This is a genomic window from Salarchaeum japonicum (assembly GCF_020614395.1).
Classification (GTDB): Archaea; Halobacteriota; Halobacteria; order Halobacteriales; family Halobacteriaceae; genus Salarchaeum; species Salarchaeum japonicum.
In genome coordinates, this window is record NZ_CP085324.1 from 1,110,238 (window position 1) to 1,131,866 (window position 21,629).

A 21,629-nucleotide genomic window follows, 5' to 3' on the forward strand; every position below is an offset into this window, starting at 1 on the left:
GCGGGGATGAGGGTGTTACTGGGGTTCCGAGGGGACGGTGATGTCGCCCGCGATAATCTGGTCTCGGGCGTCCGCGACGCTCGACTTCACGTCCTCGGGAATCTGGCCGCCTATCTGGTCGCCGTAGACGGCTTCGACGCCGTTGTCGCTCAGGCCGAAGGTCGCCTGCTCACCGCCCTGGAAGTTGTCGTTCACGACGCTCTCCACGGCGGTGTAGACCGCGGTGTCCACGCGCTTGACCATGCTCGCGAGGATGACGTTCGCGAAGGACTCCTGCGTGACGGACTGGTCTTTGTCCACGCCGATGGCGAACTTCCCCATGTCCTGTGCCGCGCGGAACACGCCGACGCCGGTCGCGCCCGAGGCGTGGTAGACGATGTCCGCGCCGTTGTTGTACATCGAGCGCGCCTGCTCCTGGCCCGCCGCGGGGTCGTTGAAGGAGCCGACGTAGGACGTGATGACCTCGATGGAGTCGTCGTGGTGGTGGACGCCCGCCTCGAAGCCCGCCTGGAACTTCTGGATGAGCGGCGTCTCCGTCCCGCCGACGAACCCGACGGTGTTCGTGTCAGCGGTCGTGTTGCCCGCGCCCGCGGAGAAGTCCCGCGTGGTGAGCATGCCCGCCATGTAGCCGACGAGGAACGACCCCTCGTGCTCGCGGAACCCGTAGCTCGCGACGTTCGACTCGTCCACGACGGAGTCCACGATGGCCCAGTTCTGGTCGGGGAACTCGGTGGCGTTCGTGGAGAGCGCGTCCGCCTGCGCGTACCCGATGCAGGCGACGAGGTCGAAGTCGCCGGACTGCGCGTACTGGCGCTGGGTCGGCTGGAAGTCCGAGTTCGTCTCGGTCTGGGACTCCTCGTACGTGATGTCGAGTTCGTCCGCGGCGCGCTGGATGCCGGTCTGCGCCTGGTCGTTGAACGACCCGTCACCGATGCCGCCCGTGGCGTACACGATGCCGATGTTCGCCGCGGCCTCGTCGCCCCCGCCGCCGCTCGAACAGCCCGCGAGGCCGGTGAGACCCGCGGCTCCGAGCGCACCTGAGAGTTTGAGGAACTGCCGCCGCCGTTCGTCGGTATCCACCATAATCGAGTACAGAAATACCGTGTACTCGCATAAATGCGTCGTTCGAATGCGGAACTTGTTCACATACGTGTGTACGATGTGTTATGTGTTCGCCACCGCGCCCTCCACGAGTTCCGTCACGTCACCCACCAGGGCGTCCACGTCGTCCGCTTCCGCGTACACTCGGACGTAGGGTTCGGTGCCGGACGGCCGGACGAGCGTCCACGACCCGTCCGGGAACTCCGCGCGCACGCCGTACTCGGTGTCGATGTCGGCGTCGGGGAACGCGTCCGGAATCGTGGTTTCGAGCGCGTCCATCGCGGCCGCCTTCCGCTCGTCCGGACAGTCCACGCTCACCTTCCGGTACGGGCGCTCCGTCACCGGGTCGCGCAGCGCGTCCAACCCCTCCGCGGCCGCGAGACGGGACAGGACGGCCGCGCTCGCCACGCCGTCTATCCAGCCGCCGAACCCGGGGTGGATGTGCTTCCACGGCTCCGCCGCGTACACCACGTCGCCGCCCGCGGCCTCCGCCGCCGCGATGCCCTCGTGGAGCGCGCCCAGTCGAACCCGCTCGACGCGACCGCCGGCCGCCCGGACGCGCTCGTCGATGCGCGCCGACGCGTTCGGCGTCGTCACCACCACGGGGTCGAGCGCGCCGCTCTCCCGGACGTAGCGCTCCGCCAGAATCGCCAGCACGGTGTCCTCGTGCACGACCTCGCCCGACTCGTCCACGACGACGATGCGGTCGGCGTCGCCGTCGTGCGCGATGCCGAACGCGCAGTCGGAGTCCGCGACGAAGTTCGTGAGGTCGCCGAGCGTCTCCGGCGTCGGCTTGCTCGGCCGCCCCGGGAAGTGGCCGTCCACGTTCGCGTTCAGCGCGACGACCTCCGCGCCGAGCGACTCAAGGACGTGCGGCGTCGCCACGCTCCCCATCCCGTTCCCGCAGTCCACGGCGACCCGGAGACCGTCGAGGCCCGCGCCGAACTCGCGGGCGTACGCCGCCACCGCCGTCCGGTAGTCGTCCAGCACGCCGACGTGTTCCGCCTCCCCCCACGCGTCCCACGCGGCCGGCGGTTCCTCCGCGGCGACCCGCTCCTCGATGACCGCCTCCTGGTCGGCGTCGTACTCGCTCGCGTCGTCGAACAGCTTGATGCCGTTGTCCTCCGGGGGGTTGTGCGACGCGGTGAGCATCACGCCGCGGCGGCCGCGCGACGCGAACGCCAGCGCCGGCGTCGGCACCACGCCCACCCGGCGCACGTCCGCGCCCGCGCTCCGCAGACCGGCGGCCATCGCGTCCGCGAGCGCGCCACCGGTCTCGCGGCCGTCCCGTCCGAGCACGAACTCGCCGCCGTCCGCGCCCGCGGCCCGTCCGACCGCGAGCGCCAACTCGGGCGTCACGCGCTCCGTCGCGCTCCCGCGAATCCCAGCCGTCCCGAACAAATCCATACCGGGGAGAACACGAGCGGACGGCTTTACGGCTACGGTCGAACGCCGCCTAGATCTCGATGCCGCTCGGGATGAGGCTGTGGCGGCGGAGGAGGTCGCCGTCCGTGTTGTAGACGAGGAAGGTGTCCTTCTCGTAGGTGGCGACGTGCTCGCCGCCGCGGTGGATGTGAACGCGGTAGCGCTTCTCCGTGTCCGAGACGCGGCCGTACTCGCGGGCGGCGCGGATGAACTGGAGGACGTCGTCGGCGTCCTCGTTGAGTTCGAGCACGAAGTCGCCCGTGAGGCGGTGGGTGACGGCGACCACGCCGGTCGCGTCCGAGTCGTCCACGTCGCCCTGCAGGCGGAACGCCACGTCGATTTCGTCGCCGGCGAGCAGGTCGCCGTCGGCGTCCGTGAGGCGGTCTTCGAGCGCGGCGCTCCCCGTGAAGTCGATGGTGACGGTGGGGCGCTCCGGGGGTGCGTCGTCGTCCTCGACCCAGTCGATGTCGGTCACGTCCAGGGTGAACTCCTGTCTCCTCATTTGCACTATGTCGTACGCTACGTGTTCACACGGCTTGAACGTGACGCCGAACCCGCCCGCGGGCGTCGACAGGATTTAAGCGCGGTGACGCCCAACCCTGAGTGAATGTCGAGTGAACTCTTCGACGGACTCTCCGACTCCCTCTCGACGCAAGCCGCCGACCTCAAGTGGCGTCTCCAGCGGCTCACGGACGTCCTGCGCGGCACGCACGTCTCCGTCGAAGACTACCGCCCGAGCGAACACGACCCCCTCGTGGACTTCGACGGCATCGACGGCTTCGAGGAGGTCGAACGCTACTGGGTGAACGCGCCCTACGCCTTCATCAGCATCAACTACAACGACGACGACAACGAACACCGGTACGCCGTCGTCGAACCCAGCCTCGACGACTTCGAACGCGACCTCCTCGACCAGTTGTTCGAGGACATCCGCGACACCCTCATCTTCAGCGCGCGCTACGACGCCGACGACCCCGAACACGTCCTCCGCGAACAGATGCGCGACCTCGTCTCCGAGTACGGCGTCGTCGTCGAAACCGAGAGCTTCCACCGCCTCTTCTACTACCTCTACCGGGCGTTCGAGGGCTACGAGAAGATAGACCCCCTGATGCAGGACAACCACATCGAGGACGTGTCCTGCGACGGCTACGACATCCCCATCTTCGTCTACCACGACGAGTACAGCGACATCCAGACCACGGTCGAGTTCTCCGAGGACGAACTCGACTCCTTCGTCGTCCGGCTCGCCCAGCAATCGGGAAGACACATCAGTATCGGCGACCCCGTCACCGAAACCACGCTCCCGGACGGCTCCCGGGCGGAACTCGCGCTCGGCCAGGAAGTGACGCCGCGCGGGAGCGCGTTCACTATCCGCCAGTACGACGAGGAACCGTTCACGCCAGCGCGCCTCATCGACTTCAACACGTTCGACCTAGACCAGATGGCGTACCTCTGGCTCGCCATCGAGTCCAACAAGTCCCTCATCTTCGCCGGCGGCACGGCGTCCGGGAAGACCACGTCGATGAACGCCATCTCGATGTTCGTCCCGCCGCGCTCGAAAGTCCTCACCATCGAGGACACGCGCGAACTCACGCTCTACCACGACAACTGGCTCTCCAGCGTCACCCGCGAATCCCTCGGGGAGGGCGACGACATCACGATGTACGACCTCCTGCGCTCGGCGCTCCGCCACCGCCCCGAGTACATCATCGTCGGCGAGGTTCGCGGGGAGGAGGCGATGACGCTCTTCCAGGCGATGAACACCGGGCACACCACGTACTCCACGATGCACGCGGACAGCGTGCAGACCGTCATCAACCGCCTTGAGAACGAACCCATCAACGTCCCGCGCGCGATGATTCAGAGCCTCGACATCCTCTGCGTGCAGACCCTGACCTACGTCGGGGAGAACCGCGTGCGCCGGAACCGCACCATCGCGGAAATCGAGGGTATCGACCAACGTACGGGCGACCTCGACTACTCCACGGCGTTCGAGTGGCGGGCGGGCGACGACAGCTTCCAGCAGTTCGACAGCATCGTCCTCGACGAAATCCGGGACGAACGCGGGTGGTCGCGCGGCGAACTCCTCCGCGAACTCCGGAACCGGAAGAAAGTCCTCCAGTACCTCGTGGAGAGCGGCGTCACCGACTACCGGCAGTTCACCGCGCTCGTCAACGAGTACTACGCGCACCCCGAGCGCACCGTCTCCCGCATCGAAGGCCGCGTCGACGCGGACATCACAGACGCCGACGTGGTCGCGGACGAGGGATGATTCTCGAACTCCTCCCGCTGTTCGTCATCCTGCTCGGCCTCGGCGTGCTCGCGCTCGCACCCGTCGTCCCCCGCATCGACCGCGTGCTCACCCGCCTTGCGCTCGCCGCGTTCGGGTCGTACGCCCGCCAGCGCGAACGCGTCAACACCCGACAGGTGCAGACCCTGCACGGCGCGCACGTCGACACCACGTACCGCGTGTACGCCGCGAAGACGTTCCTCTACGCGACCATCGCGGCACTCGTCGCGAGCCTCCTCACCGTCTACATCGTCGCCGGCGTCCTCATCCTCCTGCTCGCGCCGAGCGGCGAAGCGCTCCGCGCACGCCTCCCCGCCACCGTCGCCTCGCTCGCCGGAAGCGGCAGTCTCTCCGTCCTCCAAGTGTTCGTCGTGTTCCTGTTGAGCGCCGCGACCGTCGGCGTCGCCGTCGCGCTCGCCACCTACCGACTCCGGTGGTCGATGCTCTCCTATCGCGCGAGCGAACGCCGCCGCCGCATCGACGCCACGCTCGAACGGAACGTCGCGTTCATGTACGCGCTCTCCCGGAGCGGGATGGCGTTCCCCGAAATCCTCCGCATCCTCGCGCGCAACCGGGACGTGTACGGCGAGACCGCGACCGAGATATCGGTCGCCGTGAAGGACATCGACCTGTTCGGCGCGGACGTCATCGGCGCGATGCGACGCATGGCGAACCGCACCCCGAGCGACGAGTTCAGCGAGTTCTGCGAGAACCTCGTCAGCGTCCTCCAGAGCGGACAGAGCCTCCCGAACTTCCTCCGGGACGAGTACGAGTACTACAAGGAGGAGTCCGAATCCCAGCAACAGCAGTTCCTCGAACTCCTCGCGACGCTCGCGGAAGGCTACGTCACCGTGTTCGTCGCCGGCCCGCTCTTCCTCATCACCATCCTCGTCATCGTCGGCCTGGTCTCCGGCGGCATGCTCCCCGTCCTCCGCGCCGTCGCCTACATCGTCCTCCCGCTCGCCACGCTCGGGTTCGTCGTCTACCTCGACAGCGTCACCGAGGACTCCCACATCACGCGCGGCGACCGCGGCGACCGCGACGACGTTCGCTTCCAGGACATCCCGCGACGGGGCGAAACCACGGTCGCGGACGGCGGCCAGCACGACAACGTCGCCCGCCTCGCCATCCACCGCCGCCTCGAACCCATCAAGTACCGCCTCCGGAACCCGATCGAGCAAGTCCGCTCGAACCCCGAATCCCTCCTCCTGGTCACGATACCGCTCGCGCTCCTCTACGTCGGCGCGGACGCCTGGTTCGCGTACACCGCGGGCGACTTCGGCCTGCGCGCCATCGACGACCCCCTGATTCTCGCGTCCATCGGCGTGCTCGCCACCTACGCCGGCGTCTACGAACTCGAAAGCCGCCGCATCAAGAACATCGAGGCCGCCATCCCCGACCTCCTCGAACGCCTCGCGAGCACGAACGAAGCCGGGATGCCGATCGTCGCGAGTTTCGGCCGCGTCGTCGGCAGCCAACTCGGCTCGCTCTCCGAGGAACTGAAGAAGACGTGGACGGACATCACGTGGAACGGCCGCGTCGAACCCGCGCTGGAGCGCTTCGAGAACCGCCTCCAGACCACGACCGTGACCCGCGTCGTCACGCTCATCACGAACGCGATGAACGCCAGCGGCGACATCGGCCCCGTCCTCCGCATCGCCGCCGACGAGGCGAAAGCGACCCAGCGCCTCCGCCGCGAACGCCGGAACGAACTCCTCACCTACCTCGTCGTCATCTACCTCGCGTTCTTCGTCTTCCTCACCATCGTCGTCGCGCTCGACACGATGTTCATCCCGAGTCTCCCCTCGGGCGAACTGTTCTCCGTCAGTTCGCCCGCCGGCGGGTCGGTGACCGGCATCGGCAACCTCGGAATCGGCGGCGCGAACGTCGATAAGGACGCGTACAGCCTCGTGTTCTTCCACACGTGCGCCATCCAGGCCGTCTGCTCGGGGTTCGTCGCCGGACAGATGGGTGAGGGGAGCGTGAAAGCCGGCGCGAAACACGCGACCGCGATGCTCACAATCGCCTACCTCGTCTTCCTCGCGTTCGCATGACCCGGAACGTCCACGAGACCTACGACCGCATCGCCCGCCACTTCTCCCAGACCCGCGAATACGCGTGGCCGGAAGTCGAGGACTTCGTCGGCGACGCGAACGCGACGCGCGCGCTCGACATCGGGTGCGGGAACGGCCGGCACACGGAGTTGCTCGCCGCGCACGCGGACGCCGCCGTCGGCGTGGACGCGAGCCGCGGCCTGCTCGACGAAGCCGTCGCTCGCGCAGACGACCGGGACTTCGACGCGGCGTTCGTCCAGGGCGACGCCGCCCGCCTCCCCGTCCGCGAAGACAGGTTCGACCTCGCGGTGTACGTCGCGACCATCCACCACCTGCCGACGCGGGACGCCCGCCGCGCGAGCCTCGACGAACTCGCCCGCACCCTCACCGCTGACGGGCGGGCGCTCGTGAGCGCGTGGAGCACCGCGCACTCGAAGTTCGACCGAACCGACGGCTTCGACACCACCGTGGACTGGACGCTCCCCGGCGGCGACACCGTCCCCCGGTTCTACCACATCTACGCGCCCGACGAGTTCCGCGCCGACATCGACGCCTCCGCGCTCGAACTCGTGGACTTCGAACTGTCGAGCGGGAACTGCTACGCGACCGTCACGAAGGGCTGACAGTCCGGACTACCCACTCGCCGCGCGGCGTCCGAACGTTCACCAGTCCGCGCGACGACACACTACGCCAACACCACCCCCTGCCCCCGGCATCCCGTTTGAACCCTCCCGCGAAAGGAAACATCAATAAACGACCCACGGATAGACCCACTCGCGCACCGATGTTGCGCAAACCGCGGGTTTGCGATGCATGGTGTGGCCGACGCGAGCACCGATGGTCTAGTGGCAGGACCTGAGCCTTCCAAGCTCATGGCCCGGGTTCAAATCCCGGTCGGTGCATTTCTATCGAACGAAGTGAGCGTGAATGCGCAGGGAGTTGAGCAAGCGAGTCGCAGCGCCCGACGGGCGACCGTCTCGCCCAGTTCAAATCCCGGGCGGTGCAGTCTTCGGGGGACGAACTGCCGAGCGAGTGCTAACGTGGTTTCTATGTGGCTGGGTTCTCTGGTGGGCGGTATGTCCGAGTTCGAGTCAGACGTGGAGACGGCGCGTTCGCTTCTCGACCGCGAGGGATTGGACGGGTTCTTCGTCGGTGTGGTGGATGACGAGGAGTTGGATTACGTGTTGTCCCACGAGTTCGAGGACGCGGAGACGACGGGGATGCGGGCGTTGAGTCTGTTGGCGGCGCACGTGGAGTCCTTCTCGACGCAGGCCGGGGTGCCGGCGGAGCAGGTGGCGGAGGACGTGGTTCGGTTGCTGGACGCGCAACCGCGGGAGGAGCAGGACTAGCAGTCTACTTTCGTGCAGTTGTCGTTCCGCCAGATACGCCAGTCGCCGTCGTGGGTGCGGAGGCCCACCGTTTCGGTGGTCTGTCGGGGTGTGCCGTCGTCGCTGGCGATTGTGAGCGCGACGTCGACGGCGGCCGCGCCGTCGGTTCGCTCGACGACTTCGACGCCGTCTATCGTCACCTCCTGGGTGGGGACGGACTCCTCGGTCACGGGGAGGTTCGAACTCGGGGTTTCGGGGTGGGCGAGCGCGTTCGCGCGCTCGACGTTCCCGGCGATGAGCGCCTCGTAGAACGCGCGCGCCACCGCGTCAGGCGTGTTCTCCGCGTCCGCGTCGGAAGCGGACGCCGTGGTCGTCGCTTCGGTGGTGGTTTCGGCGGCGGTCGTGTCGGTCACGCTCGGCGCGTCACTCGTGCTGTCCGAACAGCCGGCGAGGCCGGTCGCCAGGGTGCCGGCCGCGGCGGCGAGAACGGTTCTGCGGCGCATGGCCGGAACTCAAGCCACGCGTCCGTAAATGTACTGAACGCTAGTCGCAGCGCTGGTCGATGATGCGGTCGATGATGTCGCCGGTGGAGAGGAGTTCGTCGTCGTGCTGGGGGTCGCGGGGGGACGCGCGTTCGACGGTGCAGTCGATGCCGCGAGAGTCGAGTTCGGCCTGAATTCCTTCGGGGTCGTGGTGTTGGTCGTAGCCGAGCGCGATGACGTCCGGGTCGATGTCCTCGATGGGCGCGAAGATGTCGGACTCGTGGCCGACGCGGGCGTGGTCGACGACGTCGAGCGCGGCGACCACGTCGCGGCGCTGTTCGTTCGAGAGGACGGGTTTCTCCTTGTGCCCGACGTTCTCGCGGCGCGCGATGATGACGTGGAGTTCGTCGCCCATGCCGGCGGCGTCCGTGAGGTAGTGGACGTGACCGGGGTGGATGATGTCGAACGTGCCCTGCGCGACGACCTTCATAATTCCTCGTCGATGTCCGCTTGCGTGAAGTCGAAGAACGATTCGGGGTCGGGGAGGTCGACGTCGAACACGTCGAGCGACCGCGGTTCGCCCTCGCGGTCGAACGACCGCCAGCAGTCGGACTCGTAGGGCGCGCCCATGATGACGTGAACGGGCCACTTCCCGAACATCGAGCGGTCGGCGGCGCTCGGTTCGAGCACGCCGTTCGGGTGGGAGTGAATGCTCCCGATGGTGTGGGAGTCGTTCGGGACGAGGTTCGACTGGAGGGTCGCCTGCACGGGACTGGATTCGGTGCCGGGGACGACGAGCACGTCCGTGACGATGTCGCCGTCGGCGTCCACGCCGAGGTCGCTCGCGGGCGTGCCGCGCAGCACGCCGAGGTACTCGTCGGGGTGCGTGTCGGCGGCCGCCGACAGCGCGAACGAGAGCGTGTCGGCCGCGATGCCGACGACCTCCCGCCGCGAACGGAACAACATACGAGGTAGTCGCGGCGCGGCGACTCTAAGGGTTGCGATACCCCCGAGTCGGCCTTTCGGGAGAGTTAAAAGCCACGACACCCACCTGTGTCCTAATGAGTGACTCTCGTTCTGACGACCGCTCGGTCGTCTATCGGCTCTCCCCCGACTGTACGTCGGACGCCATCGAGGTCGGCGAACGCTACCACGCCCGCGTGAACGGCGTGGTCGAGTACGGCGTGTTCGTCGACGTCTCCAAGCACGTCTCCGGCCTCGTCCACGAATCCGACATGCCCGAGGACGCGTCCTACGACGTGGGCGACGACCTCGTCGTCGAACTCGCGGCCGTCCGCGACAACGGCGACCTTTCCTTCGAACCCGTCGCGGGCGACGACTTCGAGACGGTCGAGCGCTCCGTCCAGTACGACGTTGCGGCGGTCGAAACCCTCGCCGACCGCGTCGGCGACACCGTCCACCTCGAAGGCGAGGTCGCGCAGGTGAAGCAGACCGGCGGCCCCACCATCTTCCGCGTGCGCGACGAGACCGGAATCGCGCCCTGCACCGCCTTCGAGGAGGCGGGCGTCCGCGCGTACCCCGAGGTCGACCTCGAAGACGTCGTGCACGTCACCGGCGAAGTCGAGACCCGCGAGGGGAGCGTGCAAGTCGAAATCGAGGACATCGACGTATTGGACGACCCCGCGGCGACCGACCTCCGCGACCGTCTCGCCGCCGCCGTCGCCGAGCGCGCGGAACCCGTCGAGACCGAACCGCTCGTCGAGTGGCCGGCGCTCTCCGGCCTCCGCAACGACCTCCGCGAGGTCGCGCGCCAACTCCGGAAGACCGTCCTCGAATCCCGTCCCATCCGGATGCGCCACCACGCGGACGGCGACGGAATGTGCGCGAGCGTCCCCGTCCAGCTCGCCCTGGAGCAGTTCATCGACGCCACCCATCAGGACGACGACGCGAAACGCCACCTCCTCAAGCGCCTCCCGAGCAAGGCGCCGTACTACGAGATGGAGGACGCGACCCGCGACCTCAACTTCGGGCTCGAAGACCAGGCACGACACGGCCAGAAACTCCCGCTCCTACTCATGCTCGACAACGGCAGCACCGAGGAGGACACGCCCGCGTACGAGGCGCTCGACCACTACGACATCCCCATTCTCGTCGTCGACCACCACCACCCCGACCCGGAGGCCGTCGACCCGTTCGTGGACGCGCACGTCAACCCCTATCTGCACGGCGAGGACTACCGCATCACCACGGGCATGATGTGCGTCGAGCTTGCGCGCATGATTTCGCCCGAACTCGACGGCGAACTCGACCACGTCCCCGCCGTCGCCGGGCTCTCCGACCGCTCGAAGGCGGACGCCATGTCGGACTACCTCGCGCTCGCCCGGGACGCCGGCTACGACGAGGAGTTCCTGCACGACATCAGCGAAGCCCTCGACTACGAGGCGTACATGCTCCGGTACGACTCCGGCGCGACCCTCGTGAACGACGTGCTGAACGTCGGCGGCGACGAGGAACGCCACCGCGACCTCGTGCCGTTCCTCGCGGAGAAAGCGGAGACGGCGGTCGACCGCCAGCTGGACGCGGCGATGCCGCACGTCGAACACCGCACGGTCGCGAACGACGCGAACCTCTACACCATCGACGTGGAGGAACACGCCCACCGCTTCCAGTACCCCGCGCCCGGGAAGACCACGGGCGAGATTCACGACGAGAAGGTCGTGGAGACGGGCGAACCCGTCATCACCATCGGCGTCGGCCCCGACTTCGCCGTCCTCCGCTCCGACGGCGTGCGCCTCGACATCCCCCAGATGGTGTCCGACCTGAACGACGAACTCCCCGGCGCGGGCGTCTCCGGCGGCGGCCACCTCGTCGTCGGCTCTATTCGGTTCGTGCCCGGGATGCGCGAGCAAGTGCTGGACGCTCTCATCGAGAAGATGGCGGACGCGGAGCTCGACGAGGAACTCCGTTCCGCCCCGACCCGGTGAACGACACCCGACGCCACAGCACGCCCATCGCTCCGAGCACGACGATGAGGGTGACCGCGAGCAATTCGAGCGGGAGTCGCCACACGCCGCCCCGCCAGTCCGCGCGGAACACGCCGGCGTAGTAGTCCGCCACCCGCTCGCCACGGAGGACGACCATCACTTCTCTGTTGTTCGTGACGGACTCGTGGTTCCAGTTCAGACTCCCGACGAGCGCCGCGTCCTCGGTGACGACGCCCTTCACGTGGAGGTGGTCGAAGCGCGAGCGCGGGTCGACGACGCGCGCACGCAACGACAGTCCCTCCTCGCGCGCCGTCTCTCGGAGTCGCTCCGCGAGCGCCCGGTTCTCCTCGCGGACGTACCACGCGCCGCCGAGCAGAACGTGGGTGCGGACGCCGCGCCGGGCGGCGTCGAGCGTCGCGTTCAGGAAGCGGTCGTCGTCGATGCGCACCTGCTGGACGAGCAGGCGGTCGGACGCGTTCCGCACCACGCCGAGCGTCGTGGCGTGGCCGTCCTCGGGCGTGACGAACACCGACGCGTCTGCGATGCCGTTCCACGCGTCGAAGTCGCTCCGATAGCTGGCGGTCGCGGGCGCGCCGTCCTGGAACGTCGCGTTCGCGCGGTACTCGCGCCACGGAATCCCGTCCCGCCACGTGCTGTCCGCGCGATGAACGGCGGCCAGGCGGTCGGCGAGCCCGGGGTCGCGGAGGACGACGCCCCAGCCGCGGGTGGCGTGCCCGCCGACGCCGCCGGGTTTCCAGTTCTCGGAGGTGACGAGCGCGCGGTCGTCCGCGACGGCGTACTTCGCGTGGTGGTAGGCGTACCGCGACCGCGGGCCGTCGAGCACCCGAACCCCGACCCCCGAAGCGGCGAGCCGGTCGAGCACGCGCGCCGACGCGTCGGTGACGCCGCCGACCGGCCCGCCCTCCACGAGCACGCGGACGGTGACGCCGCGGTCGGCGGCGGCCGCGAGCACGCGAGCGACCCGCGGGGAGGAGAACGTGTAGCCCGCGAGGAGCACGCGCTCTTCCGCGCCCCGGAGCGCCGCCAGCACGCGCTCCGGGGCGTCCGGGAGCGCGAACGCCGACACCGGCACGTCGCTCGCGCTCGCCGTCGCGAAGGCCGTCGCGCCGAGCGGCCGCCAGCCGCCGTCCGCGAACACCTCGCTCTCCGGCGCGTTCTCGTACGTCAGCCTGTCCACCACCGTCCCGTTCCGTCGGAGAACGAGGGGCTCCCCGCCGTTCGCCAACCGCGGGAACCCCGGCACTCGAACGACGGGGGCGTCCGTGAGGTTCCGGGCGAGCGCGGGGTCGCCCGCGAGCGCGACCCGCCCCGAGACGGTTCTCCCTGGGAGTCTGACGGTGTCTTCGCCGTCCGAGAGCGTGTACGCTCCCAGTCGGGTGTTCTCGGGGACGGTGAGCGTGACGTACTCGCCGCGGTCGCCGTCCGTCGCCGGGTTCGGGACGACGCCCGCGAACGACACCGAGAGCACGAGGGCGAGGGCGAGCGCGCGGAACACGACCCGTCTGGCCGCGGCTTCCGGTATGAACCCTCGGGGTTTTTGCGGTCGCGTTCGTCGAACCCCGCATGGACCTCGTAGAGACGCTTCGTCTCGCAAGCTACGCCGCCGGCGCGCTCGGCGGCGCGTTGCTGTTCGTCGAAACGTTCCAGCTCCCGAGCTACGTCGAGTACGACACGGACTTCGGGTCGTACAGCGTGCAACTCAATCCGCAGGAGGCGAGCGAGTACACGTGGGTCGGCAGAATCGGCTTCCTCGCCGTCGCGCTCGCGTTCGTCGGGCTGTTCGTCGCGACCTTCCTCTAGGCGTCCAGCGCCGCCACCGCTTTCTGCGCTTCCTGCTGGATGATGAAACTCCGCTCGTCCGCGTACTCGGCGGCGGCGTCGAGGGCGCGCTCAGTGCCGATTTGGACGAGCGCCCACGCCGCGCTCGCGCGAACGCTCTCGGATTCGTCCTCGTCGCCGAGTACGCCGGCGAGCGGGTCGATGGCGCGCGTATCGCCGATGAGTCCGAGGGAACGCGCGGCGACGCTGCGCACGCTCTCGTTCTCGGCGACGAGCTGATTCGCCACGTCCTGCGTCGCCTCTTCTGCCCCGATTTCCGCGACCGCGCGCAGGCCCGCCTTCTGGAGTTCGGGGTTCGACTCGGACGCCGTGTACTCCTGGACGGCGTCGAGGCCGTCCTCGCTCCCTATCTTCCCGATGGCCTCGATAGCCGGAATCTCGCGGCGGTTCGCGAGTTCGCTCAGTTTGTCGAGCGCGTTCTCGTTCCCCATGTGCTTCAGCGCGTCGAGCGCGTGCCGCTTCATGTACTCCGAGTCCCCCATCTTCTCGATGAGCAGGAGCACCATCTCGGCGTCGTCGCGCTTCTGCCACTCCTTGAGCGCGCTCCACTCCGGGGGGAAGTCCTTGAACTTCCCGCCGAGCGCCTCGTAGTAGCCGTCCCGGCGCAGTTGCTCGCGCACGGAGAGATCCGTCCACTCCTCCGCGTCCTCGACGCCCGCTTCGAGCGTGTCGGTCGCGTCGAGTAGGGCCGCGATTTCGTCGGCGTCCTCGTCAGCGTCTAGGCCGGCGTCCTCGACGGCCGCCACGAGGTCGTCGAACGCGCTCACGTCGAGGTCGTCCGGCGCGCTCACGTCGGCGTCGAGCGTGTCGTTCACGGTCGCCGCGAACGCCTGCACCGCCTCGACCACGGCGTCGCGTCCGTCCGCCGTCCACCGCGTCCCCTCGACGGTCGTCTTCACGCCGTTCACGTCGCTCACCACGTCCTCGGCGTACGGGCCGCGCTGGTCTTCGACGCCGCTCCGAACGTCCGAAAGACGGCTCTCAAGTTCCTCGCGGGGGTCGTCCGCGTCCTCCTCGTCCTCGTCTGGTTCGGGGAGGTCGGCGTCGTCGAGGTCGGCCTCGATGTCGTCCAAGAGTTCGTCGACATCGTCGAGGTCGGCCTCGGTTTCGGCGTCGTCGAGCGCCGCCTCGGCGTCGTCGAGTCGTTCTTCGAACGCCGCGACGGTTCCCGGTTCGGGTTCCGCGGCGTCGGTCTCCGCCTCCGCCTCGGCGTCCGCGTCGTTCTCGGCCGGTTGGTCGGCCGAATCCGCGTCCTCGTCGCTCATACAGAGTGCTTCCGCCAGTACGCCTATCAGGGTTTCCCTTCGGTGCGGGGGTAAAAGCGGGGGGCGAGGAGGAGGTAGGTGAGCGCGAACGCCAAGAGGAGGCGGGGGAGCGCGTGCCCGGCGACGTTCGGCGCGAGGAGCGCGAGCGCCTGCACGACGCCCATCGCGAGCGCGTGCGCCGGCCGGAGGTCGGGGTAGGGAATCCGGCTCACCATCAGGGCGACGAACGCGGCGAGCGCGACGAGCAACGCGAGCGGCGTCGCGCCCGCGAGCAGGCCGGCGGCGAGAATCGTCCCGGCGAGCGTCGTCTGCACGCCCCGGGTCTCCGCGCGCCCGGTGTCGTACGCCGTGTACAGTCCCAGTCGTACGACGGCCGCCGCGACGAACAGCGCGCCCGCCACCACGGACGCGAGCACGAGCGGTGACTTCGCGGGGTTGGCGTCCGCGACCGCGGCGAACACGAGCGCGGCGGGCGCGACGCCGAACGACGCCACGTCCGCGAGCGAGTCGAGGTACTCGCCGACCGGCGTCCCGCCGTACCGCCGCGCGAGCAAGCCGTCGATTGCGTCCACGATGGCCGCGAGCAGGAGGACGCGCGCGGCGAGCGCGACGCTCACCGTCGCCGCCGCCACCGCAGCGAACCCGAGGCCGGCGTTCACGCTGGTCGCGACGTCCGCCGCTCCCAGCCGTCCCGCGAACCGTGGACGCGGTCGCATATCCACTCGTCCGCCAGCGGCGTCCTTACGTGTTTATATCGGACGACGGGACCGGGTCGCCTATTAGGTCGGCCGCGAAAGGTCGTGTATGGATCGTCGTTCGTTCCTCGCGGCAGTCGGCGCGGTCGGCGCGACGGGCGTGCTCGCGGGCGCGGCGAGCGTGCTCGCGGACTCGACCGACTACGACGTGGCGATGCGGTCGAACGCGTTCGCGCCCGTCGAATCGAAAGCCATCGACGTGCCCGCGGACGCACCCGGCTACATCCCCGACGACGTGCCGACCATCGAAGTCGCAGTCGGCGAACCCGTCACGTGGCTGAACACGGGCACCCGCTACCACACCGTCACCGGCGTCGCCGCCGCGATGCCGGACGGCGCGGACTACTTCGCGTCCGGCGGCTACGACACCGAATCCGCGGCGCTCGAAAGCTTCGAGCGAGAGGTCGGCGGCGGCGGCGCTATCGCGCCGAGCGAGTCGTACACGCACGTCTTCGACACGCCGGGCTGGTACTACTACTACTGCATTCCCCACGAGCCCGCGAATATGGTCGGAAACGTGAGAGTCGTCGAAAAGTAGTTAGGCTTCGTCTTCGTCCTCGACGGCGACCGAGGTCTCCTCCTCCTCGTAGACCTCCTCGGGGTGCGCTTCGAGCGTCGTCTTCCCGATTTCGACCCGGCGGAGCGGGTAGATGGTCTTCGCGTCGTTGTAGATGGCGGAGGAGAGGCGGCCCTCGACGATGGAGTCGATGACGTCCTCGAACGCGCGTTCGGTGGCGGCCGTCTCGACGATGTCGATCATCGTGCGACGGATGGCCTTGCGCTGGGACTCGTCGGCCTGCTTCGTCGTGTACGCTTCGGGCTGAATCTTGATGCGGTAGTCGTCCGCGGTGCGGGCGACGACGACAGCGTGAATCTTCGAGGAGCCGCGGCGGACGAGACTGCGCTTGTAGTCCCGGGAGAGCTCGTGCTTCACGAAGCTCGTGTACGCGGTGTCGCTCCCGACGTCGTCCACCTGGAAGGTGAGTTTGACGTTGTTCTCGCCGCTCTGGTCGGTGATTTCGCCGAGCGTCGTTTCGATGGTTCGGTCGATGACCTGTTCGGGTTCGGAAGCGAGGGTTTCACCGAGTTCCGCGCGGTCGAACTGTTCGGGCGCGAGGACGGTGTACCACCGCTTCTGCTGGTTCTTCTTGGAGACGGATCGTTCGCTCATTGTTGTGTAGTGTTGAATCGGTGTGCGTGCTGTGCGACTTCGACTGCGACGGTGACGTTGACCGTGTAGTCGTCCAGGGTCGTGCGGAGGCCGCCCACGCTGGGGCGTTCGATGCGCGTGACGACCGACTCGTCACGGGCCTCCGTGTGCATCTGGTCGGTGTTGTCGGGGCGAACCGCGTTCGCGACCAGTTCGGGGTACTCGACGCGGGTGCGCACGGTCGCGCTCCGCGTCATAGTTCCCCCCGAACGGTCTCCGCGAGGTCGTCCGTGAGACGGGTGCTCGATGCGAGGTCGTCGCGGCCGCCGACGTTGTCTGCGCCGACGGCGGCCGCGAGAACGCGGCGGGCGTCGGCGTCGGTCGTCGCGAGGGCGGCCGACTCGTCGGTCGTGGCGAGCGCGGCGGGTTCCTCGCCGTGGAAGTCCCGCGCGAGGCGCGCGACCAGCCACGGGTCGGCGTCGCCCGCGTCCACGGTGACGAGGCCGCTGTACCGCTTCACCTCGCCGGCCGCGAGCGCGGCGTGAACGCTCGTTGCGGCGTCCCGCCACGCGTCGAGCGTGTCCGCGCGGTCGCCGCGACCGAGCGCGAACGCCGCGCCGACGCCGGGCGCGGTGCGCGCGACCGCGTCGAGCACGTCCGCGTACCCCTCGATAGTCTCGAAGGAGCCGTCGTCGACGACGTGCGGGCGGAGGACTCGGGCGAGCGCGTCCGCGGCGCTCGCGGGCGCGCCGTCCGTGACGTCGAGCGCGACCCGCGAGGCGAGTCGGCGGTGCGCGTCCGCGTCGAGTTCCGCGGGCAGACCGAGTTCGGCGAGCAGCGCGCCCGCCATCCCCTCGTCGCCCGAGAACGCGCCCGAGAGACGCGTCGAGTGCGCGAGGCCGTCCGCGAGGTCGGCGACCGGAATACCGACACCGGGCCGCCGCGAGACGGCCGCCGCGTCGAGCACGTCACCCTGCGGCGTCCAGCCCGCGGAGACAGCGCCCGCGAGCGCCAGCTCGGCGTCGGCGGCCTCCGGCGCGAGCCGGTCAGCGACCGCGTACGCCGCGAGCGCGCTCGGGCCGTCCGCGTCGAGCGGCTGCGCGTCCTCGCCCGCGTCCACGCCGACGGCGAGCGCCGTGTCCGACGCCGCCACCGACGCGACCCGCGACCGCGCGCTCGAACGCGACCGCGCGAGCGACACCTGGTACGGCGTCCCAAGCGCGTCACACGCACGAGCAAGCTGGCCCGCGGCAGCGAGGCTATCGCCGTCCGCGTGCGCGACGGCGTACACGAACGCCGCGTCACGCACGCGCTCGGCGAGCGCCGCCGACTCGAACGATGCAGTCCGCCCCGTCGCAGCCATCTATTCGAGGAGGTCGACCGCGGCGTCGTACGAGTACGTGAAGTCCTCGTCCAACTCGTCGCCCCGGTAGTAGTCCACGAGGCGGCGAATCTTCGACTCCGTGTTCTGGAGCGCGCGACGGTTCTGGTGGTCCTGGCCGTTCTCGTCCACGTGCTCGCGGAGTCGAATCGCCTTCTCCATCAGGTTCCGGAGGTCTTCCGGAATGTCGGCGCGCGCGTCGTTCTCGTCGAGGATTTCCGTGACGCTCTTCCCCGTCGCCAGGGAGACGTCCGGAACCGGCGTGCCCTGCACGCCCTCGTCACGGAGCTTCAACCCGATCTGGCTCGGGTCGAAGCCCTGTTCTGCGAGTTCGACGACGCGCTCTTCGATGGCGTCCTCGTCAACGTCACTCCACTCCGGCGGCTCGTCTGCCACGGGCTTCTCCGAACCGGATTGCCCGCGGCGTCGCGTATGCATTCGTGCCATTGTTGATGATTGGAACCGCACGAACCGCAAGCGGCACGCTGGCGTGCCGGCACTACCGCATTCCCAAGCCACCCAATCGGATGGCGAGTCAGAATTACGGCCGTGCTGTTCCCTACACAGTAGGACTGGGCCGAGCCTCTAAAGCGTTTCACTTCCCCCCTGATTCCGAACCGAGGGTCTTATATGGAAACCCCGGCCAACAAATGAACGCGAGGGCTCGTAGATCAGTGGTAGATCATCCCCCTGGCACGGGGAAGGCCTCGGGTTCAAATCCCGACGAGTCCACTCCCAATCGCACTTGTTTTCGCCCTGTGTCGCTGATTTGTCCGGTTCGTGTGGTTATACGATGTCGTCGCGGAGGTTAGTAACGTTCATCAGGTCGGTGAGTAGGCGGGTTTCGAAGTCGTCGTCGGCGACGACGAGTTCCGCGCCCGTGGAGCGCGCTGTCGCGGCGATCAGTAGATCGCGAGTCGCCATTCGTTCCCCGTCGTCGAGGAGTTGATCCTGTATTCGCGCGGCTTCGAGGGCGATATTCTCGTTCAAGTCGAGTGCTTGCACGCCCCCGAAGTCCTGGCTGACTTCGACGACATCGGTTGAGCCGACACCCAACAACAGCGCATCGCGATCGCTCGATAGTCTCCCTGGTATCCGCTAGCGCCCCCTCGTTCGTTCCGCTGGTGGCGGTCAGTTCGGGTGTTCTCTCGTACGCGACTAGCACGAGCCCTGCCCACAACACGGGACTTCTGATCCGACACAGAGTCGTGGGTTCGCGAGCTCGCCCACACTCTCTTTAGGTAGGCCTAAAATCCGTAGCGCTTATACTCTCTTAGGTTCGCCTAAAACTCGTGATTCGGAACGACCACGCGGCCCGACCGCTCCCCCGCCGGAACGCGCCGGCGAGCGCGCCCGCTCCTGCGCGCCGGGTAGCGTCGGCCGAGACGACGGACGAACCGACCAGCCCCGACGACCCGGAGGTGACGCCGACGTGAGTTCGCGCGTCTCCGACCGGAACAGACAGCGTTCCCGGCGCGCCGAAGAGGGACGCTTCGCCTGGATACACGACCGGAAACTCATCGGCCTCTGCGCCGCGAGCGCCGCGCTCGTCGTCGCGTTCGGCCTCATCCAGGTGACGTTCGGCTCCTACTCCATGACGGTTCCCGCCGCCTGGGGAGCCGTCTTCGACCCTGCCGTCCTGCTCGACGAACGCTACCTCCTCGACTACTTCCTCGGCGAAGGCCTGATGCGCACCATCACGGGCTTCCAGGGCGAAGAACTCCCGCAACTCGCCACCGAGACGCTCATCGTCTGGAACATCCGGCTCCCCCGCGTGTTCGTCGCGGCGTTCGTCGGCATGAACCTCGCCGTCTCCGGCGCTATCTTCCAGGCCGTCACGCGGAACGAACTCGCCAGCCCGTTCATCCTCGGCGTCTCCTCCGGCGCGGGCCTGATGATTCTGCTCTCGCTCGTCGTGTTCAGCAGTCTCACCGCCTTCCTCCCCATCGTCGCCGCGCTCGGCGGTTCCATCGCCTTCCTCATCGTGTACGCCATCGCGTGGAAAAACGGCACCAGCCCCGTCCGCCTCGTCCTCGCGGGCGTCATCGTCGGCACCGTCTTCAGCTCCCTCCAGACGGCGATGTTCTTCTTCGCGGACGACATCGGCGTCGTCCAGACCGCCATCTCGTGGACGACCGGCTCCCTCACGGGCGTCGGCTGGGAGCAGGTGCGAATCATCCTCCCCTGGACGATTCTCTCGATGCTCCTCGCCGTCCTGAGCGCCCGCCAACTCAACGTCCTCCTGCTCGGCGAGCAGACCGCGCGCGCCCTCGGCGTCTCCGTGGAGAAGGTCCGGTTCGCGCTCTCCGGCGTCGCCGTCCTCGCCGCCGCCGCGAGCATCGCCGTCGCCGGCATCGTGAGCTTCGTCGGCCTCATCGTCCCCCACCTCGTGCGCACCGTCGTCGGAAGCGACTACAAGAAACTCGTCATCGGCTGCCTGTTCGCCGGCCCCGCGCTCATGGTCGCCGCCGACGTCGGCGCGCGCCTCGGCATGATGGTCGTCACGGGCGCGACCAGCGGCCAACTCCCCGTCGGCATCGTCACCGGCCTCATCGGCGGCCCGTACTTCCTCTACCTCATGCGGCGCAAACAGAACCTCGGTGAAATCTGATGTCCGGCTTCCCATCCATCTTCACGGCACGCACGGACGCGACGACCGACGCATCGACCGACGACGCACCCCGCGACGACCTGAACGCGGAACTACTGCCCAGCGACACGGACGCCGGGTCGCTCTCCGGGACGGAACTCGTCGTCGGCTACCCGGGAACCGAGGAACCCGTCATCGACGGCGAGACCATCGAGGTCGCCGCGGGCGAGGTGACGGCGCTCATCGGCCCGAACGGGAGCGGGAAGAGCACCCTCCTGAAGACGCTCGCGAAGCAACTCGACCACGACGCGGGGTCGGTGCTGGTGGACGGCCAGGACATCCACTCGCTCGACGCGAAGGCGCTCGCGAAACGCCTCGGCCTGCTCTCCCAGCAGAGCGCGTCCCCGAACAGCCTCACGGTCGAAGACCTCGTCTACCACGGCCGCTACCCCCACCGCGGGTTCTTCGAGGAGGTGACGATGGACGACCAGGACGCCGTGAACCGCGCGATGGAACTCGCGGGCGTCACCCACCTCTACGACCGCGAACTCGGGAGTCTGAGCGGCGGCCAGAAACAGCTCGCGTGGATTGCGATGGTGCTCGCACAGGAGACGGACATCCTCCTGCTGGACGAGCCGACGACGTTCCTCGACCCCCACCACCAGCTGGAAGTCCTCGAAATCGTCGAGCGCCTCCACGACGAGAGCGACATCACGGTCGTGCTCGTCCTGCACGACATCGAACAGGCCGCTCGGTACGCAGACCGCGTGGTCGCGCTCCGGGACGGCGAGATTCAGGCGCGCGGCGCGCCGGACGAGGTGGTGACCGAGGAGTTGCTCGCGGACGTGTTCCGCATCGAGGCGGAGGTCGCGCACGGCCCGAACGGCCCGTCGGTGACGATGGTGCGTCCGCTCCACGCCGACGCGGACGGCGACGCGGACGACGAAAAACCGCCCGGAAGAACCGACTCGGCGTCGAAGCCGGCGGAGTAGTTTCGTTTCCA

The 21,629-nt window shown here is 68.5% G+C and carries 24 protein-coding genes and 2 tRNA genes; 12 read left to right on the forward strand and 14 right to left on the reverse strand.

From position 1 onward, the window contains the following. Positions 1-15: 15 nt before the first annotated feature. The 3 genes from LI334_RS06345 to LI334_RS06355 form a co-directional block, all read right to left on the reverse strand. Complete coding sequence (locus tag LI334_RS06345; RefSeq protein WP_227259556.1) at positions 16-1,083, reverse strand: BMP family lipoprotein; 1,068 nt, start codon at positions 1,081-1,083, stop codon at positions 16-18. A gap of 81 nt (positions 1,084-1,164) precedes the next feature. Next, positions 1,165-2,508 (reverse strand): phosphopentomutase/phosphoglucosamine mutase, encoded by a 1,344-nt coding sequence (locus LI334_RS06350; protein WP_227259557.1) that lies wholly within the window; start codon positions 2,506-2,508, stop codon positions 1,165-1,167. A gap of 49 nt (positions 2,509-2,557) precedes the next feature. Continuing rightward, positions 2,558-3,028 (reverse strand): DUF5793 family protein, encoded by a 471-nt coding sequence (locus LI334_RS06355; RefSeq protein ID WP_227259558.1) that lies wholly within the window; start codon positions 3,026-3,028, stop codon positions 2,558-2,560. A 105-nt stretch (positions 3,029-3,133) separates the two neighbouring features. Here LI334_RS06355 and LI334_RS06360 point away from each other — a divergent pair, with 105 nt between their 5' ends. From LI334_RS06360 to LI334_RS06380, 5 genes are all read left to right on the forward strand, one after another. Next, positions 3,134-4,798 (forward strand): type II/IV secretion system ATPase subunit, encoded by a 1,665-nt coding sequence (locus LI334_RS06360; protein WP_227259559.1) that lies wholly within the window; start codon positions 3,134-3,136, stop codon positions 4,796-4,798. Then, positions 4,795-6,870, forward strand: a complete 2,076-nt coding sequence (locus LI334_RS06365; RefSeq protein WP_227259560.1) for a type II secretion system F family protein — start codon at positions 4,795-4,797, stop codon at positions 6,868-6,870. Before LI334_RS06360 ends, LI334_RS06365 begins: the two co-directional genes overlap by 4 nt. Beyond that, complete coding sequence (locus tag LI334_RS06370; protein ID WP_227259561.1) at positions 6,867-7,493, forward strand: class I SAM-dependent methyltransferase; 627 nt, start codon at positions 6,867-6,869, stop codon at positions 7,491-7,493. Before LI334_RS06365 ends, LI334_RS06370 begins: the two co-directional genes overlap by 4 nt. 208 nt (positions 7,494-7,701) lie before the next feature. Further along, positions 7,702-7,772 (forward strand) — tRNA-Gly (locus LI334_RS06375). A 174-nt stretch (positions 7,773-7,946) separates the two neighbouring features. Further along, complete coding sequence (locus LI334_RS06380; protein WP_227259562.1) at positions 7,947-8,219, forward strand: hypothetical protein; 273 nt, start codon at positions 7,947-7,949, stop codon at positions 8,217-8,219. Here LI334_RS06380 and LI334_RS06385 read toward each other — a convergent pair. Genes LI334_RS06385 through LI334_RS06395 form a run of 3 tightly spaced genes read right to left on the reverse strand, consistent with a single transcriptional unit; the run spans position 8,216 to position 9,646 of the window. After that, positions 8,216-8,701, reverse strand: a complete 486-nt coding sequence (locus tag LI334_RS06385; protein ID WP_227259563.1) for a nuclear transport factor 2 family protein — start codon at positions 8,699-8,701, stop codon at positions 8,216-8,218. The genes LI334_RS06380 and LI334_RS06385 overlap by 4 nt on opposite strands. Positions 8,702-8,741: 40 nt before the next feature. Next, on the reverse strand, positions 8,742-9,170 hold the full coding sequence (locus tag LI334_RS06390; RefSeq protein WP_343750102.1) for an adenylyltransferase/cytidyltransferase family protein: 429 nt from the start codon (positions 9,168-9,170) through the stop codon (positions 8,742-8,744). Then, entirely contained in the window at positions 9,167-9,646 is a 480-nt protein-coding gene (locus LI334_RS06395) for a Mov34/MPN/PAD-1 family protein (RefSeq protein WP_227259564.1), read from the reverse strand. Before LI334_RS06395 ends, LI334_RS06390 begins: the two co-directional genes overlap by 4 nt. A gap of 95 nt (positions 9,647-9,741) precedes the next feature. Between LI334_RS06395 and LI334_RS06400 the strand changes: the two genes are divergently transcribed. After that, entirely contained in the window at positions 9,742-11,625 is a 1,884-nt protein-coding gene (locus LI334_RS06400) for a DHH family phosphoesterase (RefSeq protein ID WP_227259565.1), read from the forward strand. Here LI334_RS06400 and LI334_RS06405 read toward each other — a convergent pair. After that, positions 11,564-13,141, reverse strand: a complete 1,578-nt coding sequence (locus tag LI334_RS06405) for a phospholipase D-like domain-containing protein (RefSeq protein ID WP_227259566.1) — start codon at positions 13,139-13,141, stop codon at positions 11,564-11,566. The genes LI334_RS06400 and LI334_RS06405 overlap by 62 nt on opposite strands. A 68-nt stretch (positions 13,142-13,209) precedes the next feature. Here LI334_RS06405 and LI334_RS06410 point away from each other — a divergent pair, with 68 nt between their 5' ends. After that, positions 13,210-13,446, forward strand: coding sequence for a hypothetical protein (locus tag LI334_RS06410; RefSeq protein ID WP_227259567.1), 237 nt, complete (start codon positions 13,210-13,212; stop codon positions 13,444-13,446). Here the strand turns inward: LI334_RS06410 and LI334_RS06415 are convergent. Together LI334_RS06415 and LI334_RS06420 are read right to left on the reverse strand one after the other, a co-directional pair. Next, complete coding sequence (locus LI334_RS06415; protein WP_227259568.1) at positions 13,443-14,750, reverse strand: HEAT repeat domain-containing protein; 1,308 nt, start codon at positions 14,748-14,750, stop codon at positions 13,443-13,445. The two genes, LI334_RS06410 and LI334_RS06415, sit on opposite strands and share 4 nt — an antisense overlap. A 26-nt stretch (positions 14,751-14,776) precedes the next feature. Next, positions 14,777-15,466, reverse strand: a complete 690-nt coding sequence (locus tag LI334_RS06420) for a protein sorting system archaetidylserine synthase (protein WP_227259569.1) — start codon at positions 15,464-15,466, stop codon at positions 14,777-14,779. 88 nt (positions 15,467-15,554) lie between these two features. Here LI334_RS06420 and LI334_RS06425 point away from each other — a divergent pair, with 88 nt between their 5' ends. Beyond that, a complete protein-coding gene (locus LI334_RS06425; protein ID WP_227259570.1) occupies positions 15,555-16,043 on the forward strand; it encodes a cupredoxin domain-containing protein in 489 nt (162 codons plus the stop codon). Here LI334_RS06425 and LI334_RS06430 read toward each other — a convergent pair whose 3' ends face one another. Genes LI334_RS06430 through LI334_RS06445 form a run of 4 tightly spaced genes read right to left on the reverse strand, consistent with a single transcriptional unit; the run spans position 16,044 to position 18,483 of the window. Next, a complete protein-coding gene (locus LI334_RS06430; protein WP_227259571.1) occupies positions 16,044-16,676 on the reverse strand; it encodes a 30S ribosomal protein S3ae in 633 nt (210 codons plus the stop codon). Next, complete coding sequence (locus LI334_RS06435) at positions 16,673-16,912, reverse strand: KEOPS complex subunit Pcc1 (RefSeq protein ID WP_227259572.1); 240 nt, start codon at positions 16,910-16,912, stop codon at positions 16,673-16,675. Before LI334_RS06435 ends, LI334_RS06430 begins: the two co-directional genes overlap by 4 nt. Further along, a complete protein-coding gene (locus LI334_RS06440; RefSeq protein ID WP_227259573.1) occupies positions 16,909-18,018 on the reverse strand; it encodes a hypothetical protein in 1,110 nt (369 codons plus the stop codon). The genes LI334_RS06435 and LI334_RS06440 overlap by 4 nt, the downstream gene beginning before the upstream one ends. After that, a complete protein-coding gene (locus tag LI334_RS06445; protein WP_227259574.1) occupies positions 18,019-18,483 on the reverse strand; it encodes a 30S ribosomal protein S15 in 465 nt (154 codons plus the stop codon). Positions 18,484-18,696: 213 nt separating this feature from the next. On the opposite strand from LI334_RS06445, the gene LI334_RS06450 reads away from it, so the two are divergent. Beyond that, a tRNA-Ala gene (locus tag LI334_RS06450) sits at positions 18,697-18,768 on the forward strand. 54 nt (positions 18,769-18,822) lie between these two features. On the opposite strand, the gene LI334_RS06455 is transcribed toward LI334_RS06450, so the two are convergent. After that, positions 18,823-19,092, reverse strand: a complete 270-nt coding sequence (locus LI334_RS06455) for a PIN domain-containing protein (protein ID WP_227259575.1) — start codon at positions 19,090-19,092, stop codon at positions 18,823-18,825. A gap of 236 nt (positions 19,093-19,328) precedes the next feature. On the opposite strand from LI334_RS06455, the gene LI334_RS06460 reads away from it, so the two are divergent. Genes LI334_RS06460 through LI334_RS06470 form a run of 3 tightly spaced genes read left to right on the forward strand, consistent with a single transcriptional unit; the run spans position 19,329 to position 21,618 of the window. Beyond that, positions 19,329-19,472, forward strand: coding sequence for a hypothetical protein (locus LI334_RS06460; RefSeq protein ID WP_227259576.1), 144 nt, complete (start codon positions 19,329-19,331; stop codon positions 19,470-19,472). Next, the gene (locus tag LI334_RS06465) at positions 19,469-20,647 is read left to right on the forward strand and encodes a FecCD family ABC transporter permease (RefSeq protein ID WP_343750101.1); all 1,179 of its coding nucleotides are present in this window, start codon (positions 19,469-19,471) and stop codon (positions 20,645-20,647) included. Before LI334_RS06460 ends, LI334_RS06465 begins: the two co-directional genes overlap by 4 nt. Beyond that, positions 20,647-21,618 carry an ABC transporter ATP-binding protein gene (locus tag LI334_RS06470; RefSeq protein WP_227259577.1) on the forward strand — a complete coding sequence of 324 codons (972 nt, stop codon included), beginning with the start codon at positions 20,647-20,649 and terminating at the stop codon, positions 21,616-21,618. Before LI334_RS06465 ends, LI334_RS06470 begins: the two co-directional genes overlap by 1 nt. Positions 21,619-21,629: the final 11 nt, after the last annotated feature.